This window comes from Geodermatophilus sp. SYSU D01180 (genome assembly GCF_054050415.1).
In genome coordinates this window covers 185031-210201 of sequence record NZ_JBJGZH010000001.1, presented here as the reverse complement: position 1 = coordinate 210201, position 25171 = coordinate 185031, and the positions used below count along the sequence as shown (strand labels likewise).

General features: G+C 74.3%; 21 protein-coding genes and 1 tRNA gene. 3 read left to right on the top strand and 19 right to left on the bottom strand.

Annotated features, from left to right (window positions below; genetic code table 11):
* Nucleotides 1–147 precede the first annotated feature (147 nt).
* From ACI8AA_RS01035 to ACI8AA_RS01025, 3 genes are all read right to left on the bottom strand, one after another.
* Complete coding sequence (locus ACI8AA_RS01035; RefSeq protein ID WP_457042654.1) at nt 148–606, bottom strand: hypothetical protein; 459 nt, start codon at nt 604–606, stop codon at nt 148–150.
* A gap of 358 nt (nt 607–964) precedes the next feature.
* Entirely contained in the window at nt 965–1417 is a 453-nt protein-coding gene (locus ACI8AA_RS01030) for a helix-turn-helix domain-containing protein (RefSeq protein ID WP_457042653.1), read from the bottom strand.
* Nucleotides 1418–2599: 1182 nt separating this feature from the next.
* Nucleotides 2600–2672: transfer RNA gene (locus tag ACI8AA_RS01025), tRNA-Asn, on the bottom strand.
* Between the two features lie 141 nt (nt 2673–2813).
* Here ACI8AA_RS01025 and ACI8AA_RS01020 point away from each other — a divergent pair.
* Nucleotides 2814–3128: a hypothetical protein gene (locus tag ACI8AA_RS01020; protein ID WP_457042652.1), complete on the top strand. Its 315-nt coding sequence runs from the start codon at nt 2814–2816 to the stop codon at nt 3126–3128.
* 20 nt (nt 3129–3148) lie between these two features.
* Here the strand turns inward: ACI8AA_RS01020 and ACI8AA_RS01015 are convergent, their stop codons facing one another.
* The 12 genes from ACI8AA_RS01015 to ACI8AA_RS00960 form a co-directional block, all read right to left on the bottom strand.
* Nucleotides 3149–3730 carry a hypothetical protein gene (locus tag ACI8AA_RS01015; protein ID WP_457042651.1) on the bottom strand — a complete coding sequence of 194 codons (582 nt, stop codon included), beginning with the start codon at nt 3728–3730 and terminating at the stop codon, nt 3149–3151.
* A complete protein-coding gene (dnaG, locus tag ACI8AA_RS01010) occupies nt 3727–5607 on the bottom strand; it encodes a DNA primase (protein ID WP_457042650.1) in 1881 nt (626 codons plus the stop codon). The genes ACI8AA_RS01015 and dnaG overlap by 4 nt, the downstream gene beginning before the upstream one ends.
* A gap of 102 nt (nt 5608–5709) precedes the next feature.
* Nucleotides 5710–6231 (bottom strand): hypothetical protein, encoded by a 522-nt coding sequence (locus ACI8AA_RS01005; RefSeq protein ID WP_457042649.1) that lies wholly within the window; start codon nt 6229–6231, stop codon nt 5710–5712.
* 9 nt (nt 6232–6240) lie between these two features.
* Nucleotides 6241–6867 carry a YdcF family protein gene (locus tag ACI8AA_RS01000; protein WP_457042648.1) on the bottom strand — a complete coding sequence of 209 codons (627 nt, stop codon included), beginning with the start codon at nt 6865–6867 and terminating at the stop codon, nt 6241–6243.
* 64 nt (nt 6868–6931) lie between these two features.
* Nucleotides 6932–9643 carry a pyruvate, phosphate dikinase gene (ppdK, locus tag ACI8AA_RS00995; RefSeq protein ID WP_457042647.1) on the bottom strand — a complete coding sequence of 904 codons (2712 nt, stop codon included), beginning with the start codon at nt 9641–9643 and terminating at the stop codon, nt 6932–6934.
* Nucleotides 9644–9909: 266 nt separating this feature from the next.
* Nucleotides 9910–10287: a hypothetical protein gene (locus tag ACI8AA_RS00990; RefSeq protein ID WP_457042646.1), complete on the bottom strand. Its 378-nt coding sequence runs from the start codon at nt 10285–10287 to the stop codon at nt 9910–9912.
* A 104-nt stretch (nt 10288–10391) separates the two neighbouring features.
* Nucleotides 10392–10832: a hypothetical protein gene (locus ACI8AA_RS00985; protein WP_457042645.1), complete on the bottom strand. Its 441-nt coding sequence runs from the start codon at nt 10830–10832 to the stop codon at nt 10392–10394.
* Complete coding sequence (dusB, locus tag ACI8AA_RS00980) at nt 10829–11983, bottom strand: tRNA dihydrouridine synthase DusB (protein ID WP_457042644.1); 1155 nt, start codon at nt 11981–11983, stop codon at nt 10829–10831. The genes ACI8AA_RS00985 and dusB overlap by 4 nt, the downstream gene beginning before the upstream one ends.
* A 135-nt stretch (nt 11984–12118) precedes the next feature.
* Nucleotides 12119–13519: a glycine--tRNA ligase gene (locus ACI8AA_RS00975; protein ID WP_457042643.1), complete on the bottom strand. Its 1401-nt coding sequence runs from the start codon at nt 13517–13519 to the stop codon at nt 12119–12121.
* A gap of 94 nt (nt 13520–13613) precedes the next feature.
* Nucleotides 13614–14600, bottom strand: a complete 987-nt coding sequence (locus ACI8AA_RS00970) for a hypothetical protein (RefSeq protein ID WP_457042642.1) — start codon at nt 14598–14600, stop codon at nt 13614–13616.
* A 39-nt stretch (nt 14601–14639) separates the two neighbouring features.
* On the bottom strand, nt 14640–14957 hold the full coding sequence (locus ACI8AA_RS00965; protein WP_457042641.1) for an antibiotic biosynthesis monooxygenase family protein: 318 nt from the start codon (nt 14955–14957) through the stop codon (nt 14640–14642).
* Between the two features lie 85 nt (nt 14958–15042).
* Entirely contained in the window at nt 15043–15882 is an 840-nt protein-coding gene (locus ACI8AA_RS00960) for a hypothetical protein (RefSeq protein WP_457042640.1), read from the bottom strand.
* 279 nt (nt 15883–16161) lie between these two features.
* On the opposite strand from ACI8AA_RS00960, the gene ACI8AA_RS00955 reads away from it, so the two are divergent.
* Complete coding sequence (locus ACI8AA_RS00955; RefSeq protein WP_457042639.1) at nt 16162–17976, top strand: serine/threonine-protein kinase; 1815 nt, start codon at nt 16162–16164, stop codon at nt 17974–17976.
* A gap of 82 nt (nt 17977–18058) precedes the next feature.
* Here ACI8AA_RS00955 and ACI8AA_RS00950 read toward each other — a convergent pair whose 3' ends face one another.
* The gene (locus ACI8AA_RS00950; protein ID WP_457042638.1) at nt 18059–18904 is read right to left on the bottom strand and encodes a protein kinase domain-containing protein; all 846 of its coding nucleotides are present in this window, start codon (nt 18902–18904) and stop codon (nt 18059–18061) included.
* Between the two features lie 255 nt (nt 18905–19159).
* On the opposite strand from ACI8AA_RS00950, the gene ACI8AA_RS00945 reads away from it, so the two are divergent.
* Complete coding sequence (locus tag ACI8AA_RS00945; RefSeq protein WP_457042637.1) at nt 19160–21277, top strand: cation:proton antiporter domain-containing protein; 2118 nt, start codon at nt 19160–19162, stop codon at nt 21275–21277.
* Between the two features lie 314 nt (nt 21278–21591).
* On the opposite strand, the gene ACI8AA_RS00940 is transcribed toward ACI8AA_RS00945, so the two are convergent.
* From ACI8AA_RS00940 to ACI8AA_RS00930, 3 genes are read right to left on the bottom strand one after another with little or no spacing between them, the layout of a single operon-like run.
* Complete coding sequence (locus ACI8AA_RS00940) at nt 21592–23091, bottom strand: FHA domain-containing protein (protein ID WP_457042636.1); 1500 nt, start codon at nt 23089–23091, stop codon at nt 21592–21594.
* Nucleotides 23091–23525: a hypothetical protein gene (locus ACI8AA_RS00935; protein ID WP_457042635.1), complete on the bottom strand. Its 435-nt coding sequence runs from the start codon at nt 23523–23525 to the stop codon at nt 23091–23093. Before ACI8AA_RS00935 ends, ACI8AA_RS00940 begins: the two co-directional genes overlap by 1 nt.
* A 56-nt stretch (nt 23526–23581) precedes the next feature.
* The gene (locus ACI8AA_RS00930; protein WP_457042634.1) at nt 23582–25138 is read right to left on the bottom strand and encodes a hypothetical protein; all 1557 of its coding nucleotides are present in this window, start codon (nt 25136–25138) and stop codon (nt 23582–23584) included.
* Nucleotides 25139–25171: the final 33 nt, after the last annotated feature.

Genomic DNA, 25171 nt, shown 5'->3' with positions numbered 1-25171 from the left:
CTCCTGGCGTCGATACCCACAGCAGGCAGGCCCCGGTGCGGGGGTTGGTCTTCGAGCACTCGACCGACGGCTCAGCTGCGGCAATGCCCGGAGACGTCACTCCGACCAACACGGACGTGACCACTACGGAGGCACGGAGGACCTGCTTCAGCATGGCCGGTCCGTCAGGGGCTCCAGACTGGTTACCAGCCAGGGCTGCCCGGGCTCCGCCACGAACTGGACGACTGCGATGTCCCAGATGTAGTGAGGCGGAGTACCGGGCGGCACGACCTCACCGGTCTCGACGTTGATCGTCCGGGCACTCCGACTGTCGTAGCAGCCGGTCATCCTCACTGTTGGTCCCTCGGGCCCAGACAGGTCAACCTCGGTGACCTGCACCTCCACGGCGGAATCGCCCTCTTGTCGGAGTCCGAGGGTGGCGTAGTCACGCACGGACTCGACGGTGAGAAGAGCGGCCGGATCGGCCGCATAGCGGCGGATCTCGCCTTCCCAGTCTCGAGCGTTCGGCTCACGGCTCGCCGCGTCACTGATCTGCAGCAGGCCTTCGAAAGTCTCGATGGCGGTCTCGGCTGCTTGCTCGTCAGGACTCGGGGTCTCCGACGGCATTGCTGGAGGCGCTGCGCTCGGCCTTGACGGGGTCGCCTCGCTCGACGAGGAGCTCTGCGGGGCCTCCGTCTCCGTAGAGCATCCGGTCAAAGCGAGAAGGGCAGGCAGGAGCACACCCGTCGCCCGCCCCCGCGTGGTCATCGCGACAGCGCCCTACGCGTACGCGGATCGATCCTCAGCACACCGACGGGCCGGCGGGCGCCCGCAAAGGATCGATGGAGGAGCGCGGGCACTGGGCTGGCCCAGGCCACACGTGCCTGTGTCGGCTGAGCCATGGGCACCTCCCGGGCAGCGGTGGCGGGAAATTACCACCGAGATCGCCCGTCGAGGCAAGGCCTTCCTCCAGTAAATCTCCTGTTCAGCCGCCGAAGGAGGCCACGGCAGCATGGTCGCGGCGGGAGCGACGGGCGGCGGCATCCACTCTGCCAACGTCCGCACCCAGGACCTCAGCAATGGCTGAGATGAGCCTGCCCGAGGGATCCGCGCCGGGCCGGCCGTCCTCCAGTCGGACGTACGTCATGACGGACAAGCCAGGAGCGGTCACTTCGTTCGTGGCAAGCCCGGCCGCCAGGCGAAGGGCTGCCAAGGGTGGGTCATCGGGATCGACGTCAAGGAGATGTAACGGGTCAACACCCAGTGCGGCTGCCAACCGAGGTACGAAGCGGGGTCGGGGGCGCTCGAGCCCCTTCTCCCACACCCGGATGCGCGACGGGCTCGAGAGCTCGAGCTTCGTGGCCAGTTCTTCCCGGGTCAGCGCCATGGCCTCGCGGGCAGCCTGCAGGCGGTCGCCTCGAAGCAGTGGGCGCGCCACAGCAGTCCCCCATCACCCGTTCGGTGACAACCCGCCCCGTGGCGCCGAACCCTAGCGCCCGATGCCAGACCGATCCCCCAGCGCTTCTCCGCCGGCACGGCACGGTTCTGCGGCTGGAGAGCTACAAGAGCGGAACTGGAGAATGGGGGGCGCCGGCGAGCGCAGGGTGCAGCCGGTGCTGAGGACCCAGGAGGACATCGGCTCAGGGCCGGACTAGGGCCTGTCCTGCGTGGATCATGTGCGTCACCAACCGCCTCCAAGGCTGCTTCCGGGACACCTTGTCGTCGTCATCCACCACCGCCACCCTGGAGGTATGGCAGAGGTGGGCGAGCACCTTGCGGTGCCGGCCGCGAGGGCTGCCACGGAGCAGGCCCGTGCGGCAGCCGAGCGCACCAGGGAAGCGATAGCCAAGTTGGCTCAACTCCAAGAGCGAGTACGTCACGCAGAGGCTAAGACCGCCACCACCGAGGCCCAGATCGCCGACACCCTGCGCGACTTGGCCGCAACAGCCAGGGCCCAGGGCCGTTCCGCAGACGCCGAGCGGCTCCTACGGGAGGCTGATGCGGCGGAACGGGTAGCGCGACGCGCGCCAGGCCGCGCCCGTGACGCCTGACCGCTCAGAGCACCCCCGAGGACCAGTCGACGGCGACCTGGCGAGGGATCGTCGCGTCTCAGAAGCGTTCCGGCGGGCGGTGGCTCGGGAGCATGAGGCCATCGCAGCGCATGAACGCGCGATCGCGATGCACGAGGCCACCGCTACTCGCCTGGAGGCCGATGCCGACAGCGAGCCCGACCCAGAAGTTGCCGCCCAACGCCGGGGGGGGCGGACGTTGAGCGGGCACGGGCGCAGGCTGCCCGGACGCGCGCTGCGGCGGCCCTGAGACGACTGCGTGAAGAGGGGGCTTTGTGAGAGGTCCCACTGGATGGGGCGCTCAGGGGTAACCGGCGGCGGTCGCGGCGCACATGATCCGCAGGACAGGCCCTAGATGGAGGCACCCGTCGCTGCCCGACCGGGGCTAGCACGCGACGCTTCTCACACGTGGCTCCCAGTGCTCTAGAGCCCTGCCGGCACTCGAGAGTCGCCCAGGACACCACACCGGTCGCCCGGATGGCTATTTCATGGGTTTCTCATGGGCCACCGCGGGACTTGTCTCACTCATACGCCCCTGACCTGCGGTTCTGCTCCCCCGATTGGACTCGAACCAATAACCCTGCGATTAACAGTCGCATGCTCTGCCAATTGAGCTACGGGGGATGGGCGGGTGCGACCCGCGCGCCTCATGAATGTACCTCACGCCTGCCGGAGCCCTGCGCAGGCCCTCCGGATCGCGGACGATCGCGTCCCGCCGTAGCGTGATCACGAAGCCAGTCCGCCCCTGCGACCTCGGAGGTCCCCGTGGCCAAGTTCTCCTTCCTCCTCGGCTTCGGCGCCGGATACGTGCTCGGCGCCCGGGCCGGCCGCGAGCGCTACGAGCAGATCCGCGGACTGTGGTCCGACGCCAAGGACAACCCGCAGCTGCAGGGCCTGGCCGGGATGGCGCAGGCCCGCGCCGACGACGTCGTCAGCTCGGTGAAGGCCAAGATGGGCCGCGACACCGGCTCCAACGGCGCGGCCCCGCGCAGCACCGGCACCACGACGACGCCGCCGACCACGGCCACCGAGTCCCCCGACCTGACCGCACTGCCGGTCGACCCGCCGTCGATGACCTGAGTGGGCCGCCCCGACCGCGCTCAGCCCGGCCGCTCCGCGGCCAGCGCCTCCTCGAGCTTGCGGCGGGCCACCTCGCGCGCCTCCGGGTCGCTGCGGTCGCCGTCGTCGTCGAACACGACGGTCCACTCCCGCGCCGCCTGGCCGGGCACCCGGCGCGCCACGAGCACCACCCCGCCGCCGTTCGGCAGCGGCGAGCGGTGGCTGGCGACCACCGTCTGGTCCACCCGGCGGCGCACCACCGCGGGCAGGTCGCCGGCGTCGCTCAGCGCGTGCCGCTGCGCGGGCTCGCGCGCCTGCACGCCGGGCTCCACCTCGGCCAGCGCGCTGACGGTGAAGCTGCCGCCGCCGTCGTTGGTGGCCGCCCAGCGGGCCGAGCCGACCTCGTGCCAGCGCAGCACGCCCACGTCGCCGGCAGCGTCCAGCGGCAGGTCCGCGGGGACGACGCGCAGCCCACGGCTGGTGGCCACCAGCCAGCCCTGCCCGCGGACCAGCGTGCCCCAGGCCAGCACCCGCTCATGGGCGTCGGGCGAGGCCTGCACGACGGCGCGCACCGGCTCCGGCGGGCGGGTGAGCCGGCGGCGCAGGGCGGAGGCGAGGCTCACGTGAGCCCGCCGATCGCCCGCTGCCGCAGCGAGATGGCCTCCTGCTCCAGCGCCATGAGCTTGGAGAAGGCGCGCATGTACGCGTCGCCCTCCTCGACCGGGTTCATCCGCTGCAGCCTGGCCTTGAGCGCGGTGACCTGCCGGACGATGGCCATCTCCTGCAGCCGGGCCAGCACCGCCGAGACGTAGCCGGCGTCGCCCTCCCCCACCGACCGCAGCGGCTCCACCGCCAGCGCGGTCAGCTGGGCGCGGGCGGTCTCGCGCTCGCAGTGCGCGGCCACCAGGTCCAGCCACTCCGGCCCGGTGACCTGCGCGGCCGCCGCTCCCCCGGCCTGGATCACGGCCGCGGCGACGGCGGCGTAGTCCGGGTCGGTGTAGGCCTCCGGCGGGACGGCGTCGAAGGAGGGCCCGGCGATCTCGGGCACCTGCAGCGCGGCCTTGACCGCCTCCCGCTCGACCGCCAGCGCGGCGTCGTCGGGGGTGCGCTTGGGCACCCGTGGGCGCGACCGCGAGGACGCCACCTCCCCGCCGGTGATCCGGCGCACCCGCTCGAGCACCTCGCCCTCGTCGGTGTCGCCGATCAGCCCGGCCAGCCGGCGGGCGTACGCCGGGCGCAGCGCGTGGTCCTTCACCTGGGCGATCAGCGGCGCTGTCCGGTCCAGCGCGGCGACCCGCCCCTCGACGGTGTCCAGGTCGTACTCGGCGAGCGTGGTGCGCAGGACGAACTCGATCAGCGGCGTCCGCCGGGCCACGAGGTCCCGGACGGCGGCGTCGCCGTGCGCCTGGCGCAGCTCGCAGGGGTCGCGCCCGTCGGGCTCCACGGCCACGAAGGTCTGCGCGACGAAGCGCTGGTCCTCCTTGAACGTCTTGAGCGCGGCGGCCTGGCCCGCGGCGTCGCCGTCGAAGGTGTAGACGACCTCCCCGCGGAACTCGTCCTGGTCCATGAGCAGCCGGCGCAGCACGCCGATGTGCTCGGCGCCGAAGGCGGTGCCGCAGGACGCCACCGCCGTCGTCACCCCGGCCAGGTGGCAGGCCATGACGTCGGTGTAGCCCTCGACGACGACGGCCTGGTGCTTCTTCGCGATGTCCCGCTTCGCGCGCTCGATGCCGTAGAGGACGCTGCTCTTCTTGTACAGCGGCGTCTCGGGGGTGTTGAGGTACTTCGGGCCGGGGTCGTCGTCCATGAGCTTGCGGGCGCCGAAGCCGATGACGTCGCCGGTGATGTCGCGGATCGGCCAGACCAGCCGGCGGTGGAACCGGTCGATGAGCGTGCCGCGCGAGGACTCCTTGGCCAGCCCCGCCGTCACCAGCTCCTGCTGGCTGTAGCCCCTCGCGCGCAGGTGCCGGGTGAGCGCGTCCCACCCGCCGGGTGCGTACCCGCAGCCGAAGTCGACGGCGACCTGCCGGTCGAAGGCGCGGTCGGCGAGGAACTGCCGCGCGGGCGCGGCCTCGGGGCTGCGCAGCTGCTCGGCGTAGAAGGCCGCCGCCTCGGTGTTCGCGGCGACCAGCCGCGCGCGCTGCCCGGCCTGCGCCCGGTCCGGCGCCCCGGTGGGCCGGCCGCCGTCGTCCTCGTACTTCAGGTCGATGTTGGCCCGGGCGGCCAGCCGCTCGACCGCCTCGGTGAAGCTCAGGTGGTCGATCTGCTGGACGAAGCTGATGACGTCACCGCCGGCCCCGCAGCCGAAGCAGTGGTAGAGGTTGCGCGAGGGCGTGACGTGGAACGACGGCGACTTCTCGTCGTGGAACGGGCACAGGCCCTTGAGGCTGCCGCCCCCGGCGCGCTTGAGCTGCAGGTGCTCGCCGACCACCTCGTCGATCCGGCTGCGCTCGCGCACCAGCGCGATGTCCGCCGCTCGGATGCGTCCCCGGCCGGCCATGGGCCTCCTCCGTCGTGCTGCTGCCGGGACGCCCGTGCGCGTCCCGCACCGATCATCCCCCGTCGCGACGACGGCGAGCGGCGGCCCTCGCCCGCCGTGGGCTCAGCCGCTGCCCGCGGCCGCGGCGCCGCCGGTGACCGCCGCGCCGATCGCGGCGCCGTAGGTGCGCCGCTGCAGCACCAGGACCAGCCACAGCAGGAGGACCTGGACGTCGAGCGGCAGGTCGTCGTCCGCGGCCAGCGTCGGCCGGGGTGACCAGCCGCCGGTGGTGCCGCTCCCGGCGACCACCCGCTCCCCCACCGTGAACCGGTAGGTGCCCTCCCACCAGGACGCCGGGACGACGTCGACCGCGGTGCCGTCGGCCTCCACCCGCCAGGTGCCCCGCCACGCCGACACCTGCCGCGCGGTGAACCGGGCGGCGTCCTCGGGCTCGGCCGCCCACCGCCCGGTCAGCACGCCGCCCCTCCGCCGTCCGAGGACCCACTCGCGGTCGCCGACGACGGCGAGCGACGCCTCCTGCCAGAGGTCGGTGGAGCGCAGCCGGCCCACCGGCTCACCGTCGCGCAGGATCGGCACCTCGCCCTTCGGCGTCCCGTGCTCCCCGGCCCTCCCCAGCTCCAGCACGCGCCCGCCTCAGCCGATGCCCGGCGCGCCGGCGACGCTCTCCCCGGTCACGCGGTAGAGCAGGTAGGCGGCGGTCTCCCGGAGGATGTACCGGAACTGGGTGTTGCGGGTCTGGACGGCGGGGCCCTGCCGGGTCGGCGAGCTCTCGGCGCTGATGCCGGCGTCCTCGGCCATCCGCTCGGCGCGCATGGCGTGCCAGGGGTCGGTGACCACGACGGCGCTGGTCCACCCGCGCTCGCCGAACGCGGTCCCGACCGCCCGCATGCTCTCCAGCGTGTCCACACCCTCGGGCACCGCGAGCAGCGACTCCCCGGGGATGCCCCGGCCCATGAGGTAGTCGCGCCCGGCCTCGGCCTCGGTGAACTGGTCACCGGCCGCCTTGCCGCCGACGGTGACGACCACCGGCGCGACGCCGTCCTCCCACAGCGACAGCGCGTGCTCGAGCCGGGCCTCGAAGATCGACGACGGGACGCCGTTGTACTGCGCCGAGCCGAGCACGACGATCGCGTCCGAGGCCGGCCGGGCGTCCTGCCGCGCGGTCCACCAGATGGCGGCCGCGGTCGAGGCGACCAGCAGCAGGACGGCGAGCACGGCGGCGCCGAACACCCGCGTCACCAGTGCCCCGACCCGCGTCACCGGTCGAGGATGACACGGGCCGTGCGCCGGGTGTGGTTGGTGCGACGGGCGTGCCGCGCGGCCGTCAGGACCCGGCGCGCTCCCCGCCCAGCGCCGCCCGGCCGGCCTCCAGCCGGGCCACCGGCACCCGGAACGGCGAGCAGGACACGTAGTCCAGCCCCACCTCGTGGAAGAAGTGCACCGAGTCGGGGTCGCCGCCGTGCTCGCCGCAGACGCCGAGCTTGAGGTCCGGCCGCGCGGCCCGGCCGCCCTGCACGCCGACCTCCACCAGCCGGCCCACGCCCGGGCGGTCCAGCGACTCGAACGGCGAGACGCCGAAGATGCCCTTGTCCAGGTAGGCGTGGAAGAACGCCGCCTCGACGTCGTCGCGGGAGAAGCCCCAGGTCATCTGGGTGAGGTCGTTGGTGCCGAAGGAGAAGAACTCCGCCGACCGGGCGATCTCCTCCGCGGTGAGCGCCGCCCGGGGCACCTCGATCATCGTGCCGATGAGGACGTCGAGGTCGGCGCCGCACTCCGCGAACACCGCCGCGAGCACCTGCTCGGACTCCTCGCGGATCGCCTCGAGCTCCTGCACCGCGCCGACCAGGGGGATCATGACCTCCGGCCGCGGGTCGCCGCCGGCGGCCTTGCGCTCGCACGCGGCCTCGGCGATGGCCCGCACCTGCATGGCGAACAGCCCGGGCACGACCAGGCCCAGCCGGACGCCGCGCAGCCCGAGCATCGGGTTCTGCTCGTGCAGCCGGCGGACGGCGGCCAGCAGCCGCAGGTTGGCCTCGTCGGGGTGCCCCTGCGCCTCGGCGACGGCGACGCGCACCGACAGGTCGGTGAGGTCGGGCAGGAACTCGTGCAGCGGCGGGTCGAGCAGCCGCACGGTGACCGGCAGCCCGTCCATCGCCTCGAAGATCTCGACGAAGTCCTGCTTCTGCAGCGGCGCCAGCGCGTCGAGGGCCGCCTGCTTGTCCTCGTCGGTCTGGGCGAGGATCAGCTTCTCCACCAGCTGCCGGCGGTCGCCGAGGAACATGTGCTCGGTCCGGCACAGGCCGATGCCGCGGGCGCCGAAGCGGCGGGCGCGGGCGGAGTCCTCGGGGGTGTCGGCGTTGGCGCGCACGTCCAGCCGCCGCACCTCGTCGGCGTGGGTGAGGATCCGGTGCACGCTGCGCACGAGGTCGTCGGCCTCGGGCGAGTCCGGGCCGATCTCGCCCTCGAAGTACCGGACGACGGCGGAGTCCTCCACCGGCACCTCCCCGAGCCACACCCGGCCGGTGGAGCCGTCGATGGAGATGACGTCGCCCTCCTCGACGGTGACGCCGCCGGGCGCGGTGAACCGCTTGGCCGCGGTGTCGACCTGCAGCTCCTCGGCGCCGCACACGCACGTCTTGCCCATCCCGCGGGCGACGACGGCGGCGTGCGAGGTCTTGCCGCCGCGGCTGGTCAGCACGCCCTCGGCGGCGATCATCCCGGCGAGGTCGTCGGGGTTGGTCTCCCGCCGGACGAGGACCACCTTCTCGCCCCGGTCGGCCCACTGGACGGCGGTCTCGGAGGAGAACACCGCCTTGCCCACCGCGGCGCCGGGCGAGGCGTTCATGCCCTGGGTGAGCCGGGTGGCGTCCCCGCCGGAGACGAACCGCGGGAACATCAGCTGGGCGAGCTGGTCGCCGGTGACCCGCCGGACCGCCTCGTCCACGTCGATGAGGCCCTCGTCCACCAGCTGGGTGGCGATGACGAACGCGGCCGCGGCGGTGCGCTTGCCCACGCGGGTCTGCAGCATCCACAGCTTGCCGCGCTCGACGGTGAACTCGATGTCGCACAGGTCGCGGTAGTGCGACTCCAGCCGCGCCATCGTCTGCATGAGCTCGTCGTAGGCGCCGCGGTCGATCCGCTCGAGCTCGGTGAGCGGCACGGTGTTGCGGATGCCGGCGACGACGTCCTCGCCCTGCGCGTTCTGCAGGTAGTCGCCGTACACGCCCTGCGCGCCGCTGCCCGGGTCGCGGGTGAACGCGACGCCGGTGCCGGAGTCGGCGCCGAGGTTGCCGAACACCATCGAGCAGACGTTGACCGCCGTCCCCGCGTCGCCGGGGATCCGCTCGCGGCGGCGGTAGAGGATCGCGCGCGGGCTGTTCCACGAGTCGAAGACGGCGTTGATCGCCAGGTCCATCTGCTCGCGCGGGTCCTGCGGGAAGTCCCGGCCGGTGTGCTCGCGCACGATCGCCTTGAACCGGCCGACGACGTCGCGCAGGTGCTCGGCGTCGAGGTCCAGGTCCAGGTCGGTGCCCTGCTCGCGCTTGGCCTCGTCGAGCGCGTGCTCGAACGCCTCGCCGTCGATGTCGAGCACCGTCCTGCCGAACATCTGGATCAGCCGGCGGTAGGAGTCCCAGGCGAAGCGCTCGCTGCCGGACTGCGCGGCCAGCCCCTGCACCGACTCGTCGTTGAGGCCGACGTTGAGGACGGTCTCCATCATCCCGGGCATCGAGGCCGCCGCCCCGGACCGGACCGAGACCAGCAGCGGGTCCGCGGGGTCGCCGAGGGTCTTGCCCATCGCCTTCTCCAGCGCCGTCAGGTGCTCGGTCACCTGGTCGGCGAGGTCGGGCGGGGTGCTGCCGTGCTCGAGGTAGTGGCGGCAGGCGTCGGTGGTGATGGTGAAGCCGGGCGGCACGGGCAGCCCGAGGTTGGTCATCTCGGCGAGGTTCGCGCCCTTGCCGCCGAGCAGGTCCTTCTGGTCCTTGTTGCCCTCACTGAAGTCGTAGACCCAGGTGGTCGTGCTCGTGACGCTGCCCACCGTGCACCTCCGCGCTCGTCTCGCCGGCCGCCCGTCCGCTGCCGGTGCGGCGTCGCGGGGTCCCCGTCGGCCGCTCCGGCGAGCGCGGCCCCGGGTCCCCGGTCGGGGGTAGACGTCTCATACGTCCACCCGGAGCCAGGCAGCGATCGTGACCCACCGGACGGGGACACGCCAGCCCGTGTCCCACCACGGGACACGGACGTGTGCGGCCTCACGCAGCGGACGGCCGGCCCGGTGCGGAGAGCGGGCCGGGCCGGCCGGAGGGGTCAGGCGACGAGGGCGAAGCCGAGGACGGCGAACAGCAGCGTCAGCACGACGACGAGGATGCCGACGTACAGGCCGGTGCGGTTGACCGGCGACGGCGGCGGCGGGACGTAGCGCGGGAAGCCGCTGGCCAGCGCGCCGCGCTGCACCTGTGCGGCCTGCTGCGGGGTGGGCGCGAACTGCGGCTGCGGCGGCAGCTGGACCTGGCCGGGGAAGGCCACCTGCGTCGGCGCGGCCGGCTGCGGGACGGGGGCGGGGGCGACACCGGCGGGCGCGACACCGGCGGGCGCGTAGGGCGCAGCGGGTGCGAAGGACCCGGCGGGCCCGGGCGGGGCGTACGGCGCGGCGGGGGCGACGGGCGGGTGGGACGGCTGCGTCAACGCGGTTCCTCTCGGGCTGGCCCGGTGGACCTCCAGCCGGGCGGCGCACATGGTGACAGCCCGGTGGCGCTCCGAGAAGGGATCCGCTCGCGGCGCCCGCGCGCTCAGCCGGAGGTGCCGCAGACGCGCGGGCCGTCCTCGAGCACCACGGCGAGCGTGGCCTCCGCGCCGTCGTCCCAGCGGACCCGGACCTCCTGGCTGTCCTGGTCCCCGAGCCGGCCCTCCGCGACGCCGACCACCCGGGCGTCGCCGGGGTGCTCGTACCCGGCGAGGACGTCGCCGACGTCGCCGCGGTCGCGCTCGGCCTCGCACAGCAGGTCCCCGGCGGTCTCGGTGTCGCCGGCCTGCAGCGCGGCCAGGAAGACGCCGACCGCCTCCCGGGCCTGCTCCTCCCCCGAGCCCTTCACCAGCGGCAGGGCCACGACCATGGCGACGGCGAGCGCCACCGTGCCGCCGAAGATCCCCAGCAGCAGCCCGTTGCGGCGCCGCGGGGTGCCGGTGTGCAGCGCCTCGGGACCCTCGTCGTACAGGTACGGGCCGCTCATCCGCCGCTCGTCTCCAGCTCCGCGCCGGCCGGCGGGCGCGGGTCGTCGCGGTCGTCGAGCCAGCCCGCGGGCAGCGCCACCGGCCGGGGGCTGCTCGTGCGCCCGCGCGGGCCGCCCAGGACGGCCGTCGGGTAGGGCTGGTCGGGGATGCGGTCGAGCAGGCCGGCCAGCTCGTCCAGCGAGCTGACCATGGCCAGGGCGCGGCGGACGTCGGAGCCCACCGAGAAGCCCTTGAGGTACCAGGCGACGTGCTTGCGGAAGTCGGTGCAGCCGTGCAGCTCGCCCTGCCCCTCCGAGAGCAGCTGCGCGTGCCGGACCATGACCGCGGCCACCTCGCGCAGCGTCGGCAGCGCCCGGCGGGACTCCCCGGCGAAGGCGGCGGCGAGGTCGCCGAACAGCCAGGGCCGGCCCAGGCAGCCGCGGCCGATGACGACGCCGGCGCACCCGGTCCCGGCGACCAGGCGCAGCGCGTCGTCGGCCTCCCAGACGTCGCCGTTGCCGAGCACCGGGATGTCGACGGTCTCCACCAGCCGGGCGATCGGTCCCCAGTCGGCGGTGCCGCTGTAGAGCTGGTCGGCGGTGCGCCCGTGCAGGGTGATCGCGGCGGCGCCCTCGTCCTGCGCGATCCGGCCGGCGTCGAGGTAGGTGACGTGGTCGGCGTCGATGCCGATGCGGGTCTTGACCGTCACCGGCACGTCGCGGGCGGCGCGCACGGCGGCCCGCACGATGTCGCGGAACAGCACCCGCCGCCACGGCAGCGCCGACCCGCCGCCCTTGCGGGTCACCTTGGGCACCGGGCAGCCGAAGTTCAGGTCGACGTGCGCCGGGCGGGTGCCGGCGACCTCCTCGTCGACGAGCATCTCCACCGCGCGCCCGACGGTGGCCGGGTCCACGCCGTAGAGCTGCACGGAGAAGCCGGCGGCGGCCTCCTCGGGCGTGGCCCGGATCATCCGCAGCGTCTTCTCGTTGCGCTCCACCAGCGCCCGCGTGGTGATCATCTCGCAGACGTAGAGACCGGCCCCGAACTCGCGGCACAGCGTGCGGAACGCGGGGTTGGTGATGCCGGCCATCGGCGCGAGCATCACGGCGGGGTCCACGGTGAGCGGCCCCAGCCGCAGCGGGGCGACCGCCGGCGCCAGGGTGCTCGTCACGCCGTCCAGGGTAGGTGGCCGCGCCCGGTGGCCGGGGTCACCCGCGGGGAGGCGTCCCCGCACGGACCGGCGCCGCAGGCTCGTGTGCACTCCCGCGGACCCGCCCGGAGCAGGTCCGCGGAAGTGCACACGCCGTCAGCAGACGGGGAGCTTGGCCTTGAGGTAGTCCTCCACCCGGTCCAGGCCGATGCGCTCCTGGCTCATCGAGTCGCGCTCCCGCACGGTCACCGCGTCGTCGGTGAGGGTGTCGAAGTCGACGGTGAGGCAGAACGGCGTCCCGACCTCGTCCTGCCGGCGGTAGCGGCGGCCGATGGCGCCGGCGTCGTCGAAGTCGACGTTCCAGCTGCGGCGCAGCGCGGCCGCGAGGTCACGAGCCTTCGGCGAGAGGTCGGCGTTGCGCGACAGCGGCAGGACGGCGGCCTTCACCGGCGCCAGCCGCGGGTCCAGCCGCAGCACCGTGCGGGTGTCGACGCCGCCCTTGGCGTTGGGCGCCTCGTCCTCGGTGTAGGCCTCGACGAGGAAGGCCATGAGCGAGCGGGTGAGCCCGGCCGCCGGCTCGATGACGTACGGCGTCCAGCGGGTGTTGGTGGCCTGGTCGAAGTAGGACAGGTCCACGCCCGAGTGCTCGGTGTGGGTGGACAGGTCGAAGTCGGTGCGGTTGGCGATGCCCTCGAGTTCGCCCCACTCCGAGCCCTGGAAGCCGAAGCGGTACTCGATGTCGACGGTGCGCTTCGAGTAGTGGGAGAGCTTCTCCTCCGGGTGCTCGAAGTGCCGCAGGTTGTCCGGGGAGATGCCCAGGTCGGTGTACCAGCGGGTGCGCTCGTCGATCCAGTACTGGTGCCACTCCTCGTCGCTGCCCGGCTCGACGAAGAACTCCATCTCCATCTGCTCGAACTCGCGGGTGCGGAAGATGAAGTTGCCCGGCGTGATCTCGTTGCGGAAGGACTTGCCGATCTGGCCGATGCCGAACGGCGGCTTCTTCCGCGCCGCGCCCATGACATTGGCGAAGTTCACGAAGATGCCCTGCGCGGTCTCCGGGCGCAGGTAGTGCAGCCCCGACTCGTCCTCGACCGGGCCGAGGAAGGTCTTGAGCATCATGTTGAAGTCGCGCGGCTCGGTCCACTGGCCGGTCACGCCGCAGTTGGGGCAGGTGACCTCGGTGAGCCCCTCCGGGAGCCGGCCCTTCTTCGCCTCGAAGGCCTCCTCGAGGTGGTCGGCGCGGAAGCGCTTGTGGCAGTTCTGGCACTCGGTCAGCGGGTCGGTGAAGACGCCGACGTGGCCGGAGGCGACCCAGGTCTGGCGCGGCAGGATCACCGAGGAGTCCAGGCCGACGATGTCGTCGCGGCTCTGGACGACGGTGCGCCACCACTGCCGCTTGATGTTCTCCTTGAGCTCGACGCCCAGCGGACCGTAGTCCCAGGCGGAGCGGGTCCCGCCGTAGATCTCACCCGACGGGAAGACGAACCCCCGGCGCTTGCAGAGGTTGACCACCTTGTCGAGGCGGGCGGGGTCGTGCGTGGTGTTGCTGGCGCTCACGAGCTCGGTGCTCCATCCGGCTGGCGGTCGGCGGTTGACCCGCCCACGGTAGACGCCCCGCCCGCGCGGCCCGCCGCCGCTGCGGACCGGCTCCCTACGGCGAGGTGTAGCCGCAGACGGCCGGGCCGTCCTCGTCCACCACGGTGACGACGAACGTGGCCGGCTGCCCGCTGTCCAGCGTCACCTCGAAGGTGACCTCGTCGACGTCGCCGGCCGCGACCGCGTCGGTGGCCGAGCCCTCGGTGATCTGCCCGCCCAGGAAGGTGTCGAAGTCGTCGAGCACCGCCTGCCCGTCGGGGAACTGGCCCTGCCCGTCCGCGCACAGGCCGTCGTAGGCCGCGGCCGCGTCGCGGTCGACCACCGACTGCACCCACGAGGCGGCGAAGTCCGGGCTACCGGGGACGTTGAGGTCACCGCCCGCTCCCCCGCCGCCGGTCGGGGTGCCGGCGCCGCCGCCGAAGCCGCCCTCACCGGACGACGACCCGGGCGAGGAGGACGAGGGCGACGACGAGGTGGACGCCGACGTGCCCGCCGACGTGCCCGCTGACGTCGCCGTCGCGGCCGGGCTGCCGCCGTCGTCGTCCCGGGAGAGCAGGACCGCGGCGAGCACACCGCCGCCGACCAGGAGGACGCCGAGGGTGACGAGCAGGGCGACCAGCGGGCCGTGGTTCCTGCGCGGCGGCTGCGGGGGGGCGCCGTACCCGGGCGGCCCGTAGCCCGGCGGCCCGTAGCCCGGCGGTCCGTAGCCCGGCGCACCGGCGGGCGGCGGGCCGTACGGGGACTGCTGGCCGTAGCCGGGCGGCGGGCCGTAGCCAGGCGGCGGGCCGTAGCCCGGCTGCGCCTGCCCGTGGGAGGGCTGCCCGTACCCGGGCGGGCCGTACGGCTGCTGCGGTCCGGGCTGCTGGGCTCCCGGCTGCTGCCCGGGGGTGCCCATGCGCAGGGTGGGGTCGCGCTGCTCGGGGCCACCGGGCAGCCGGTCCGTGGGCCGGTCCGGACGCGCCAGCGGGGGCGGCGGGGGGAGGCGCACCTCGCGGGTGCGGTCGGGCGGCGGCGTCCCGTCGTCCTGCGGCGGCTGGCTCATCGCGCCCCTCCCGGGCCGGTGTGGACTGTCCCGGGCAGGCTACGCACCCGGGGCCCGCGCGACCGGGCGCTCGCCGGGCTCGTCGACGGGCAGGTAGGCGCCGGGCTCGTCGAGGGCGTGCACCCACACCGGCGCGCCGGCGACCTTGACCTCCGCGGCCGACAGCGCGCGGCGGTAGGCGCCCACGCCGTCCCAGCGGGTGACCAGCGCCCACAGCGTCGGGTCGTCGGCGCAGCGGCCGGCCTCCCCGCCGCGGCAGCCGGGCCGGGCGGTCAGCGCGGCGAGCAGCCCGTCGACGGCGGCGGCGAGGGAGGCCGCCTCGGTCTCGGGCACGCGCAGCCGGGTCACCGCGAACACCGGCCCATCGTGCCGCACGGCCGGCGGCGGAGACGCCGACGGCCGGCCCCCGCGCGCTGCGGGGACCGGCCGTCGGAGGGGTGCGTCAGCCGAAGTTGCAGACCGTGAGGTCCTGGCCGACCCAGACCTGCACGCTCTGGACGGTGCCGTCGGAGAGGGTCAGCTCGAAGGTGGCGACGTCGACGGCGTTGGCCGGGTCGTACTCGATGCTGACCAGGCCGCCCTCGGCGATCGTCTGGCCGCCCAGGACCTGGCTGTAGAAGTACAGCGTCAGGTACTCCTCGGGGCCGTACTCGGTGCCGGCCGAGCCCTGCTGGGCCGCGGCCTGCAGCTCGGCGCAGGACAGGCCGTAGGCGGTCGCGAGGTCGAAGTCGTAGACCGCCTGCACCCACGCGAGCGCGAGGTCGGAGGAGCCGGGGATCTGGCCGGCGTCGGCGCCGCCGGTGTCGTTCCCCATGGGGGTGCCGGTGCCGCCGCCCCCGCCGTTGCCCGGGGTGCCGGCGCCCGGCGGCACGCCGACCGGGCCGCCCATGTCCATGCCCATCCCCGAGCCGGTGCCGGACCCGGTGTCGGAGCCGGTGTCCGAGCCCTCGTCGCCGCCGTCCTCGCCGCCGTCGTCGGAGGCGTCGGCCGACGGCGAGGACTCCTGGGCCGCCGGGGCCGGGGTGTCGTCGCCGCGGAGGAGGAAGAACAGGAGCACGCCGACGCCGGCCAGCACCACGACCAGCCCGGTGATCACCCAGGGCAGGACGCTCTTCTTCTGCGGCGGCTGCCCGTAGCCGCCCGGACCGAAGCCGGGGCCGCCGCCCGGGCCGAAGCCGGGCGCGCCGTAGCCGCCGGGGGCGCCGTACTGACCGGGCGCGCCGTACTGACCGGGCTGCGCGTACTGACTCGGCGCGCCGTACTGGCCGGGGGGCTGACTCATCTGCTTCTTCCGTTCGTGGGGACGGGCGCTGGGGGCCCGAGAGCGAGCAGAAGATAGGGAGACCCCGCCGTCCCGACCACTGGTTCGCGCGCGGCAGTTCTCCCGCCGGGTCACGGGTCGGTCACGGTCCGCCGCCCGTGTCCACCCCGTCCCGCCGGCCGACGAGCCGCGGCCGAGACGCTGGTCGGCCCGGGGACCCGTCCCTAGACTCCGCCGTCGACCCGCACCCGGCGCCGGCTCCGACGAGCGCCCGGAGCTGCGGCACACGGAGGATCACCGGTGGAGTTGCAACAGTTCGGCCCCTACCGCATCGAGGCGCTGCTCGGCCGCGGCGGGATGGGAGAGGTGTACCGCGCGTTCGACACCGAGCACGACCGCACGGTCGCGCTCAAGGTGCTCTCCGAGCACCTCGCCGCGGACCAGGGCTACCGCGAGCGCTTCCGCCGCGAGGCCCACCTGGCGGCGCGGCTGAACGAGCCGCACATCGTCCCGATCCACCGCTACGGCGAGATCGAGGGCCGGCTGTTCCTCGACATGCGCCTGGTGCCCGGCCGCGACGTCGCCGCGGTGCTGGCCGAGGAGGGGCCGATGAGCCCCGAGCGGGCGGTCGGCATCGTCGGCCAGACCGCCCGCGCCCTCGACGCCGCGCACGCCGACGGCCTGGTGCACCGCGACGTCAAGCCCTCCAACGTGCTGCTGACCGGCAGCGGCGACGACGAGTTCGTCTACCTCGTCGACTTCGGCATCGCCCGGTCGACGTCGGACGCGCAGGGCCCGGCGCTGACCCAGACCGGCGCCGCGCTCGGCTCCTTCGACTACATGGCGCCCGAGCGGTTCCTCGAGAAGCCGATCGACAAGCGGGTCGACGTCTACGCGCTGGCGTGCGTGCTGTTCGAGTGCCTCACCGGCCGGCGGCCGTTCACCGGCGACGGCCTGGCCACGCTCATGTACGCGCACCTCAACACGACCCCGCAGCCGCCGTCCGCGCTGCGGCCGGGCCTGCCCCGCGGCCTGGACGACGTCGTCCTCAAGGGCCTGGCCAAGGAGCCCGACGAGCGGTACGCGACCTGCGGCGAGTTCGCCGCGGCCGCGCGGGCGGCGCTGAGCTCCGCCGGCGTGACCGTGCGGCCCGAGGCCGCGCCGCCGACGTCGGTCGCCCCCCTGCCCGCCCACCCGCAGACCGTGGGCTTCTCCAACCCCGGCCCCGCCGGCACCTACGGGGCGCCGTCGCACCCGGGCGCGCCCGCGGCGCTGTACGGCCCGCCGTCGAACCCCGGCCCGCCGACCGGCTACGGCCCGCCGTCCGCCCCGGGCCCGCCGACCGGCTACGGTCCGCCGTCGAACCCCGGTCCGCCCACCGGCTTCCCGCCGCCGGCCGGGCCCGGGTTCCCGCCGCCGGCCGGCTCGTCGGCCTCGGGCGGCGGGAGGGGCTCGAACAAGCTGCCGCTGCTCATCGTCGGGGCCGCGGTGGCGCTGATCGCGGTCGTGGTCGGGGTCATCGCGCTGGCCGGCGGCTTCAGCGGCGGCGACGACGTCCGGGCCGACGACACCGACACCTCGACCGGGAACACCTCCGACGCCGACACGTCGACCGGGAACACGTCCGGCGGCACCACCGGCGGTGGGACCTCCACCGACGCCCAGGACCAGCTGCTGGCGATCATCCCCGGCGACTTCGACCCGGCGACCTGCGAGACCGCGGACCCGGCCGGCGACGGCGACGTCGCCGCCGTCAACTGCGGCGCCGCCGCGACCCAGCCCGGCCCCCAGGCGTCGTCGTTCTACCTCTACGAGGACGCCGCGACCGTCGACGCCGTGTTCCTCGCGGACATGACCCGCGAGGGCGTCAGCGCCTTCACCGGCCAGCCGGACTGCGCGACCGGGCAGGGCTACGACGAGTACACGATCGGCGGGGTGGACGCCGGCCGTCTCGGCTGCTTCGTCGACGGCAACAACAACGCGATCCTCTACTGGACGCAGGACGACCTCGCCGCCGAGGGCATCGTGGCCATCCAGAACGGCGGCCAGGCCGGGCTGGGGACCCTGTACGCCTGGTGGACCGACAGCGCGCACAGCGACTTCACGCAGCGCTGACCGGCCCCGGTCCCGCACACGACGAGGGCCCCGTCCCCACCGGCCGGTGGGGACGGGGCCCTCGTCGTGTGCGGGTCGCCGCTCAGGTGCGGGCGGCGCCCAGCGCCTCGGCGGCCATCCGGTCCAGCCGCTCGGCCACCTGCAGCGCGGTCACCGGTCGCTGCCCCACCGGGGCGAGGCACTCGGAGACCAGCGCGGCCTCCTCGTCGGTCAGGCCGGGGGCGATCGCCGGCTCGGCGCTCATCACCCGGCGGATCGCCAGCAGCGGCTCGCCGTCGGGCAGCTCGCCGTACAGGCCGGTGCCGGTGAGCGCCCGGTTGAGGGTGGCGCCCAGGGCGAACACCTCGGTGGCCCGCGAGGGCCGGTCGCCGCGCAGCAGCGCCGGGTCCAGGAACTCCACCGAGGCGGCGCTGGCCATGCCGGTCAGCGTGACGCCCGGCGCGAGGTAGCGGGCCAGGCCGAGGTCGGAGAGCTTGCCGCCGTCCTCGGTGAGCAGGACGTTCGCCGGCTTGATGTCGCCGTGGGTCAGGCCCGCCTCGTGCAGCGCGTGCGCGGCGTGGGCGGCGTGAGCCACCGCGCGCAGCACCTCGCCGCGGCTCAGCGGCCGGGCCGGAGCGGCCAGGGAGCCGAGGGGGCAGTACTCCATCGCGTACAGGAAGCTGTCCTGCAGCACGGCGTCGTAGACCGTGACCAGGTACGGCGAGGCCACCTGGGCGAAGGCGCGCAGCTCCCGAACGCCCCGCTCGTAGGCCTGCTCGCTGTGGCTGCCGGTGAACACCTTCACCGCGACGTACTCGTCGGGCAGGCCGAGCCGCGCCGGCGGGCGGGCGAGGTAGAAGCGGCCGTTGTTGCCCTCACCGAGCACGCGGACGACCTGGTAGTCCGCGATGTTGGCAGGCGCCGCGCCCACCAGGCCGACGGCATCCATGCATGTCCTCCTGAAACGCTGTCTCCCCGGCCGCGCCGGGACGCCGCGGTGCGCGGCAGCGGCACAGTGTGCCGGGGGACCCGCCGTCCGGGAACCGGTTCGCGCCCGCCGAGATGCCGCGCGCGCGGGCCCCCTACGACCGGACCGCCGCGGCTAGCATCCCCGCCCGGCGTGGCCCCGGGTGCCCGGGCCCCGCCATCCCACCCGATCCCCGCGCGGTCCCACGCGGCGCGGACAGCTATGCCCGGAGGCCCAGTGGAACAGCACTCCGTCGCGGAGATCACGGCCTTCGTGTTCCTCGACCTCGCCGTGATCATGGTGGTCGCCCGGCTGATGGGGCGGCTCGCCGTGAAGGTCGGCCAGCCGGCCGTCATGGGCGAGATCGTCGCGGGCATCCTCCTGGGCCCGACGCTGCTCGGCGCGCTGCCCGGGGACCTGGACGCCGCGCTGTTCCCGGACCACGTCCGGCCCTACCTCGAGGTGCTCGCCCAGCTCGGGCTGGTGCTGTTCATGTTCCTCGTCGGCCTCGAGGTGGACCTGTCGTTCATCCGCGGCCGGGAGAAGATCGCCGTCTCGGTGTCGGTGTCCTCGATCGTGCTGCCCTTCGCCCTCGGGGTGCTGCTCGCGACCTACCTGCACTCCGCCCACGACGTCTTCACCCACGACGACGGGACGGCGCAGGCCATCTCGTTCATCGGGTTCGCCCTGTTCATGGGCGTGGCCATGTCGATCACCGCGTTCCCCGTGCTCGCGCGGATCCTGGCCGAGCGGCAGATGCACCGCGTCCCCACCGGCGTGCTCGCGCTGGCCTGCGCCGCCGTGGACGACGTCCTCGCCTGGGCCCTGCTGGCCGTCGTGGTGGCCGTCGTCGCCGCCGGCTCGTTCTCCGGCGTGCTGCTGATCCTGCTCTGGTCGGTCGTCTTCGCCCTGGTGATGTTCCTGGTGGTCCGGCCGCTGCTCAAGCACCTGGTGACGCGCTACGAACGCCTGGGCCGGCTGACGCCGGAGATGCTCGCGCTGGTGCTCATCGGCATCCTGGGCAGCGCCTGGGTGACCGAGGAGATCGGCATCCACTTCATCTTCGGCGCCTTCGTGTTCGGCGTCGTCATGCCCCGGCAGGGTGCCGGGGCGCTCAACCACGAGATCATCGACCGGCTCGAGCAGGTCAGCGTCCTCCTGCTGCTGCCGGTCTTCTTCGTGGTCACCGGCCTCAAGGTCGACGTCGGCGCCATCGACGTGACCGGTCTGGGCGAGCTCGGCCTGATCCTGCTGGTCGCCATCTCCGGCAAGTTCGTCGGCGCGTTCGCCGCGGCCCGCACGCAGAAGGTCCCCCGCCGGCAGGCCACTGCCCTCGGCGCGTTGATGAACACCCGCGGGCTGACCGAGCTGGTGATCCTCAACCTCGGGCGCGAGAACGGCGTGCTCGACGACACGATGTTCACGCTCATGGTGCTCATGGCCGTCATCACGACGGTCATGACCTCGCCGCTGCTCAACGTCATCTACCCGAAGCGGGTCCTCGAGCGGGACATCGCCGCCGCCGAACGGGCGGCCATGGGGCTGACCGAGGCCTACACGGTGCTGGTCGTGGTCGACGACCCGGCACGCGACGCCGGACTGGTCGACCTGGCCTGCGACCTGGTGGGCCGCGAGACGCCGGCGCAGGTCCTGGTCACCCGGGTGGTCCGCCGGTCGCGACCCAAGCCCGAGGTGGCCAGCGGCCTGGGTGCCGACCTCGAGCTCATGGCCACCGTCGCCGGTGAGCTGCGGACCCTGGCCCAGCGGGTGGAGGAGCGTGGCCTCAAGGCCTCGGTGGCGTCCCGGTTCAGCGAGGACCCCTGGGCGGAGGTCGCCGACCTCGCCGGCAACAGCGACGCCGACGTCGTCCTGGTGCGCAGTGGCTGGGGCATCGCCGAAGGCGCGCTGACGGCGGACGGCGCCGGCACCCCGTGGCCCCCGTCGTTGCAGGGATCGGTGGTCACCGTCTCCGGCGAGCTGGGCGAGGCCGGGCTGCAGCCGGGTGGCCCGGTGGCCGTGGTCCAGGACGGCGACGCCGACGGCCGCGCCGCTCTCCGGCTGGCCGCGCACGCCGCCCTGGGCCGGCAGGTCCCCCTCCAGCTGCGGGCCGGGGAGGGCCGGCGCTCCGGGCGGCGCCTGGGCGCGGTGGCCGGTTCACTGCGCAAGGCGGGCGTGCGGGTCAGCGAGGACGCCGAGACGCTGCCGGCCCTGCTGCTGGCCCCGGCCGGCGCCGGGCCCGTCCCCGCCGCCGACGACCTGACGCCGATCCTGCTGGTGCACGCCGGCACGGCCGACAGCGACCGGGACATGGACGAGACCCTGGCCGGCATCGCCGCCCGCCCCGGGGCGCTCTGAGTCCCGCTCCCCCGCAGGCCCGGAGCCCGCGTCCCGTTCGAGGGGACGCGGGCTCCGTCGTTCCCGGGGCCTGCCGGCGCCGTCCCCGCGCGGGCGCCCTCCTCCCCCGGCGTGCTCGTGCTCTGCCCACGGGTGTGTGCAGAGCACGAGCACGTCCGGGACGGAGGTCCGGCACGGCGGGCACCGCACGGGCGCCGGCCGGCGGCTCCTCCTGCCGGCGCAGCACCACCCGCGGGCCAGGGAACCGGTCACGGACGCGACGGCGCCCGCCTCCCCGGTGGGGAGACGGGCGCCGGGATGGAGCGGGTTGCGGGTCAGTACCCGCCGTGCTGCGACTCGAAGGCGAACTGGCGGCCGCCCATGCGGATCGCCGTGCCCGGGGCCAGCCGGATCGGCTGGTGCGGCACCAGCGAGGACCAGCCCGGGGCGCCGCGCGGGGCGACGAGCGTGCCGTTGGCCGAGCCGACGTCGACCAGCAGCACGTCCCAGCCCTCGAGCCGGATCTCGGCGTGGTGCCGGCTGACGCCGCCGGTCTGGTCGAGGACCAGCAGCGGCCGCACCTGGCCGGAGGCGACGCGCTCGTCGGTCTCCGGCTCGCGGCCGAGCAGGTAGTCCATGTCCAGGCTCACCGTGGCGCCGTCGTCGAAGACGAGCAGGCCCAGGGGCGGGCGCACGCCCTCGACGACCACCGCCGTCTGCTGGGTCGTGCGGATGCCGCACAGCGCGCAGAACCCGGCCCGCGGGTCGTTGAGGTGGCCGTTCTTGCAGAGGATGCCGTTGACCCTGGGCCGCTCGTCCTCCGGCTCCGCGGCCGCGGGCGCCGGCTCCTGGCCCGGGGTCGGCAGCGGCTGCCGCGCCGGCTCCGCCTCGGCGGCGGCACCGAACAGCAGCGCCGACCGCTCCGGCGCCGGCAGCTCCACCGGCGCCGGCGGTGCCGCTGCGACCGGAGCCGGGGCGACGGCGGGTGCCGGGGCCGCGGGCGCCGCCGGCGCGGGGTGCGCGTGCCCGGCGTGGTCGTGACCGGGGTGGTCGTGGCCGGCGTGCGCCGGGACCTCGGCGGGCGCGGCGGGCACCGGGCGGGCCGGCTTGGCCGTGGACAGCGGCACCCGCGCGTGCGGTGCCGGCAGCCGGACCTGCATGGTGCCCGACGGCACCGGCGGGGCGGCCGACGGCGCGGGGGCCGGCGAGAGCACCGCGGCCGCGCCGGGGACCGCACCGGCCTCGAGGTCGGCGAGCGGGTGCGGGGCGGTGTCGACGGGCGAACCGGCCGACAGGTGCAGCGGGGCCGGCGGCCAGGTGACGGAGCGGTCCAGCACCAGGGTGCCGTTGTCCAGCTTCTCCCCCTGGGCCGGCGTGAGCCGCAGCCCCAGGTCGGGCACCTCGGCGCACCCACCGCCGACGAGCACGAGCGTCAGCCCGTCCTCGGTGGCGGCGGCGACCGCGAACGACGGCGGCTCGGTCACCGTGCCGAGCCAGGAGCGCAGCTCCTCGTGCAGCCGGCGGCCCGGGGCGCGGGAGCCGGCCGCGGACACCCGGCGGCAGAGCATGACCAGCTCGCCGACGTGCACGTCCCCGGCCGGGGCGGCGGCGGGGGCGGGCGGGACCGGGGCGGAACCCCAGCCGACCAGCGCGGGCTTCGCCGTCGGCGCGTCGGGGCCGGCCGGCTGCGTGGTGACGCCGACGACGAGGAGCACCCCGGGCATCCGGACGACGAGGTCGGGACCGGGGGCGACCCGGACGGCGACCTGGTCGAACGGCGGCACGGTGGCCGGCGCGCCGGTGGCGCCGGGGATCGGGGGCGTGGGGGCCGACATCAGATGAGCCTCCCGCCGTTGATCCGCCAGTGGATGAACGGCACGCGCATCGGGCCGTTGGCGACCAGCCACACGATCAGCCAGGTGCTGACGAAGTGGATGGCGAACGCCGGGCCGGGCAGCGAGTCGATCCACGGGATCGCACCGCCGGCGAAGAGGAACCAGACGAGCAGGCCCTCGGGGATGCCGGTGAGCAGGCCGAACAGCGTCGGCCAGTCCTTCTCCCACCGGAACTGCTGGATGCCGTGGTAGACGAGCTCCCAGAGCACGCCGAGCACCAGCACGACCAGCAGCACGGAGAAGGTGGCGCCGTAGGAGGCGCTGAGCGAGGCCCCGGTCGGGAGCACCGGGGTGATGATCAGGGTCCAGATCGAACCGACCACGGCCAGCAGGAAGATCCTGGTCTGGATGCGGCCGTTCAGGGTGGGCAGCACGGTGTCGTCTCTCTCGGTCGTCGCGGGCGTCGGTCGTCGAGTCGGGGGCGGGTCGGTCAGATCTGCTTGTTGCGGACCCACTTCCACCACTGGCTGGTCGACCGGCCCGGCCCCAGCTTCTGCGCGAACCCCTGCTCGATCAGGTCGTCGGCGATCTCCTGCGCGGCGATCTGCAGGCCGAAGAAGGTGTCGACGCCGGGGAACGGGCCGCCGAGGGTGGCGCTGCCGGAGGCGTAGACCTTGCCGCCGTTCTGGGTGCCGGTGACCTCGAAGTTCCGCTGGACGTCGAGCCGGCCCACCGGGTTGCGGGTGGCGTTGGAGTGGTCGAGCAGGTCGGCCAGGACGCGGTGCTCGCGGATGTCGGCCTCGAGGCCGGTGCAGTCGATGACGGCGTCGAAGGTGCCGGTGTGCGGGCCCTGGTCCGGGGTGCTGACGGTGACCTCGACGAGGTCGCCGACCGGCTTCATCTCCTCGATCTTGCCGATCATCACGCGGTACCAGCCCTCGGCGCGGCCGCGCTTGAGCTGCTCCTTCCAGTCCCGGCGGACGGGGGTGTTGGTGCCGCCCATCTCCTCGTAGAGCCGCTTGCGCTCGGCCCCCTCGCTCTTGCGGACCTGCTGCTTGAGCTGCCCGCCCCACACCGACTTCGGGTAGTTGAAGCCCTGGTAGGCCCAGCCGTCGGCGCCCTTGCGGCGCTTGAGGATGCCGGTGCCGTGCGGCTTGTCCACGTAGGTGCGGAACAGGTGGACGATCTGGGTCTGCAGGCCGAGCCGGTCGCGGTCGTCGATCAGCCGCTGCAGGACGCGCGAGGCCACGATGCCGCCACCGCGGATGAGCACGGTGCCCGGGCGCTGGTGCAGCCGCTCGTAGACCTGCTCGTGCCGCTCGTAGGCGTTCACGACCTTGCCGTAGTCGTTGTACTCGTTGCGGTAGCGCTGCAGGTCGGGCAGGAACTTCAGGCCCGGGTAGCCGACGGCGACGTGCACCCACGTGCTCCGGTACGCGATCCGCCGGGTCGGGGTGGCGCCCTCGGGCGGGGTCAGGATCGTGAAGTACCCGCCGCCCACGCGGCGCCGGACCATGCGGACCTGGCCGTTGACGACCATCTCCGGGTACCGGATCCGGTACATCTCCTTCTCCATCGACTCGAACGCGTGCCCCGCCTTCGGGGTGTAGTAGTTCGCGAAGACGGGCTCGACCAGCACGTTCCAGGCCTGCTTGAGGTTGCCCTGCAGGGCCTCGCGGATGGCGTAGCTCGGGAAGCCCCAGATGTTGTCCGGGCAGGACGACGAGTCCGACCGCAGCCGCTCGCCGCGCGGGATCTGCGAGACCGTCGTCAGGTACTCGTAGCTCTCCCACGGGGTCTTCAGCGGGGTGAGCACGCGCATGGCGCTCGTCGGGACGCCGCAGATCCGCAGGTAGTCGACCGTCACGAACGACCCGATGCCGCCACCGAAGGTGACGAACGGGACGTCGACGACGGGGATGCCGGCGTCGGCCAGCATCTGGTCGGTCCAGAAGTCACTGGCGATCAGCTGGTCGTTGAGGTCACCGGGCTGCGGTGGCGCCGCCGGGGTCCGGGCGTGCTGGGACGCGATCGTGCTCTCGCTCACGGTGGGGGTCTTCCGTCCTCTGTCGGGGGAGCC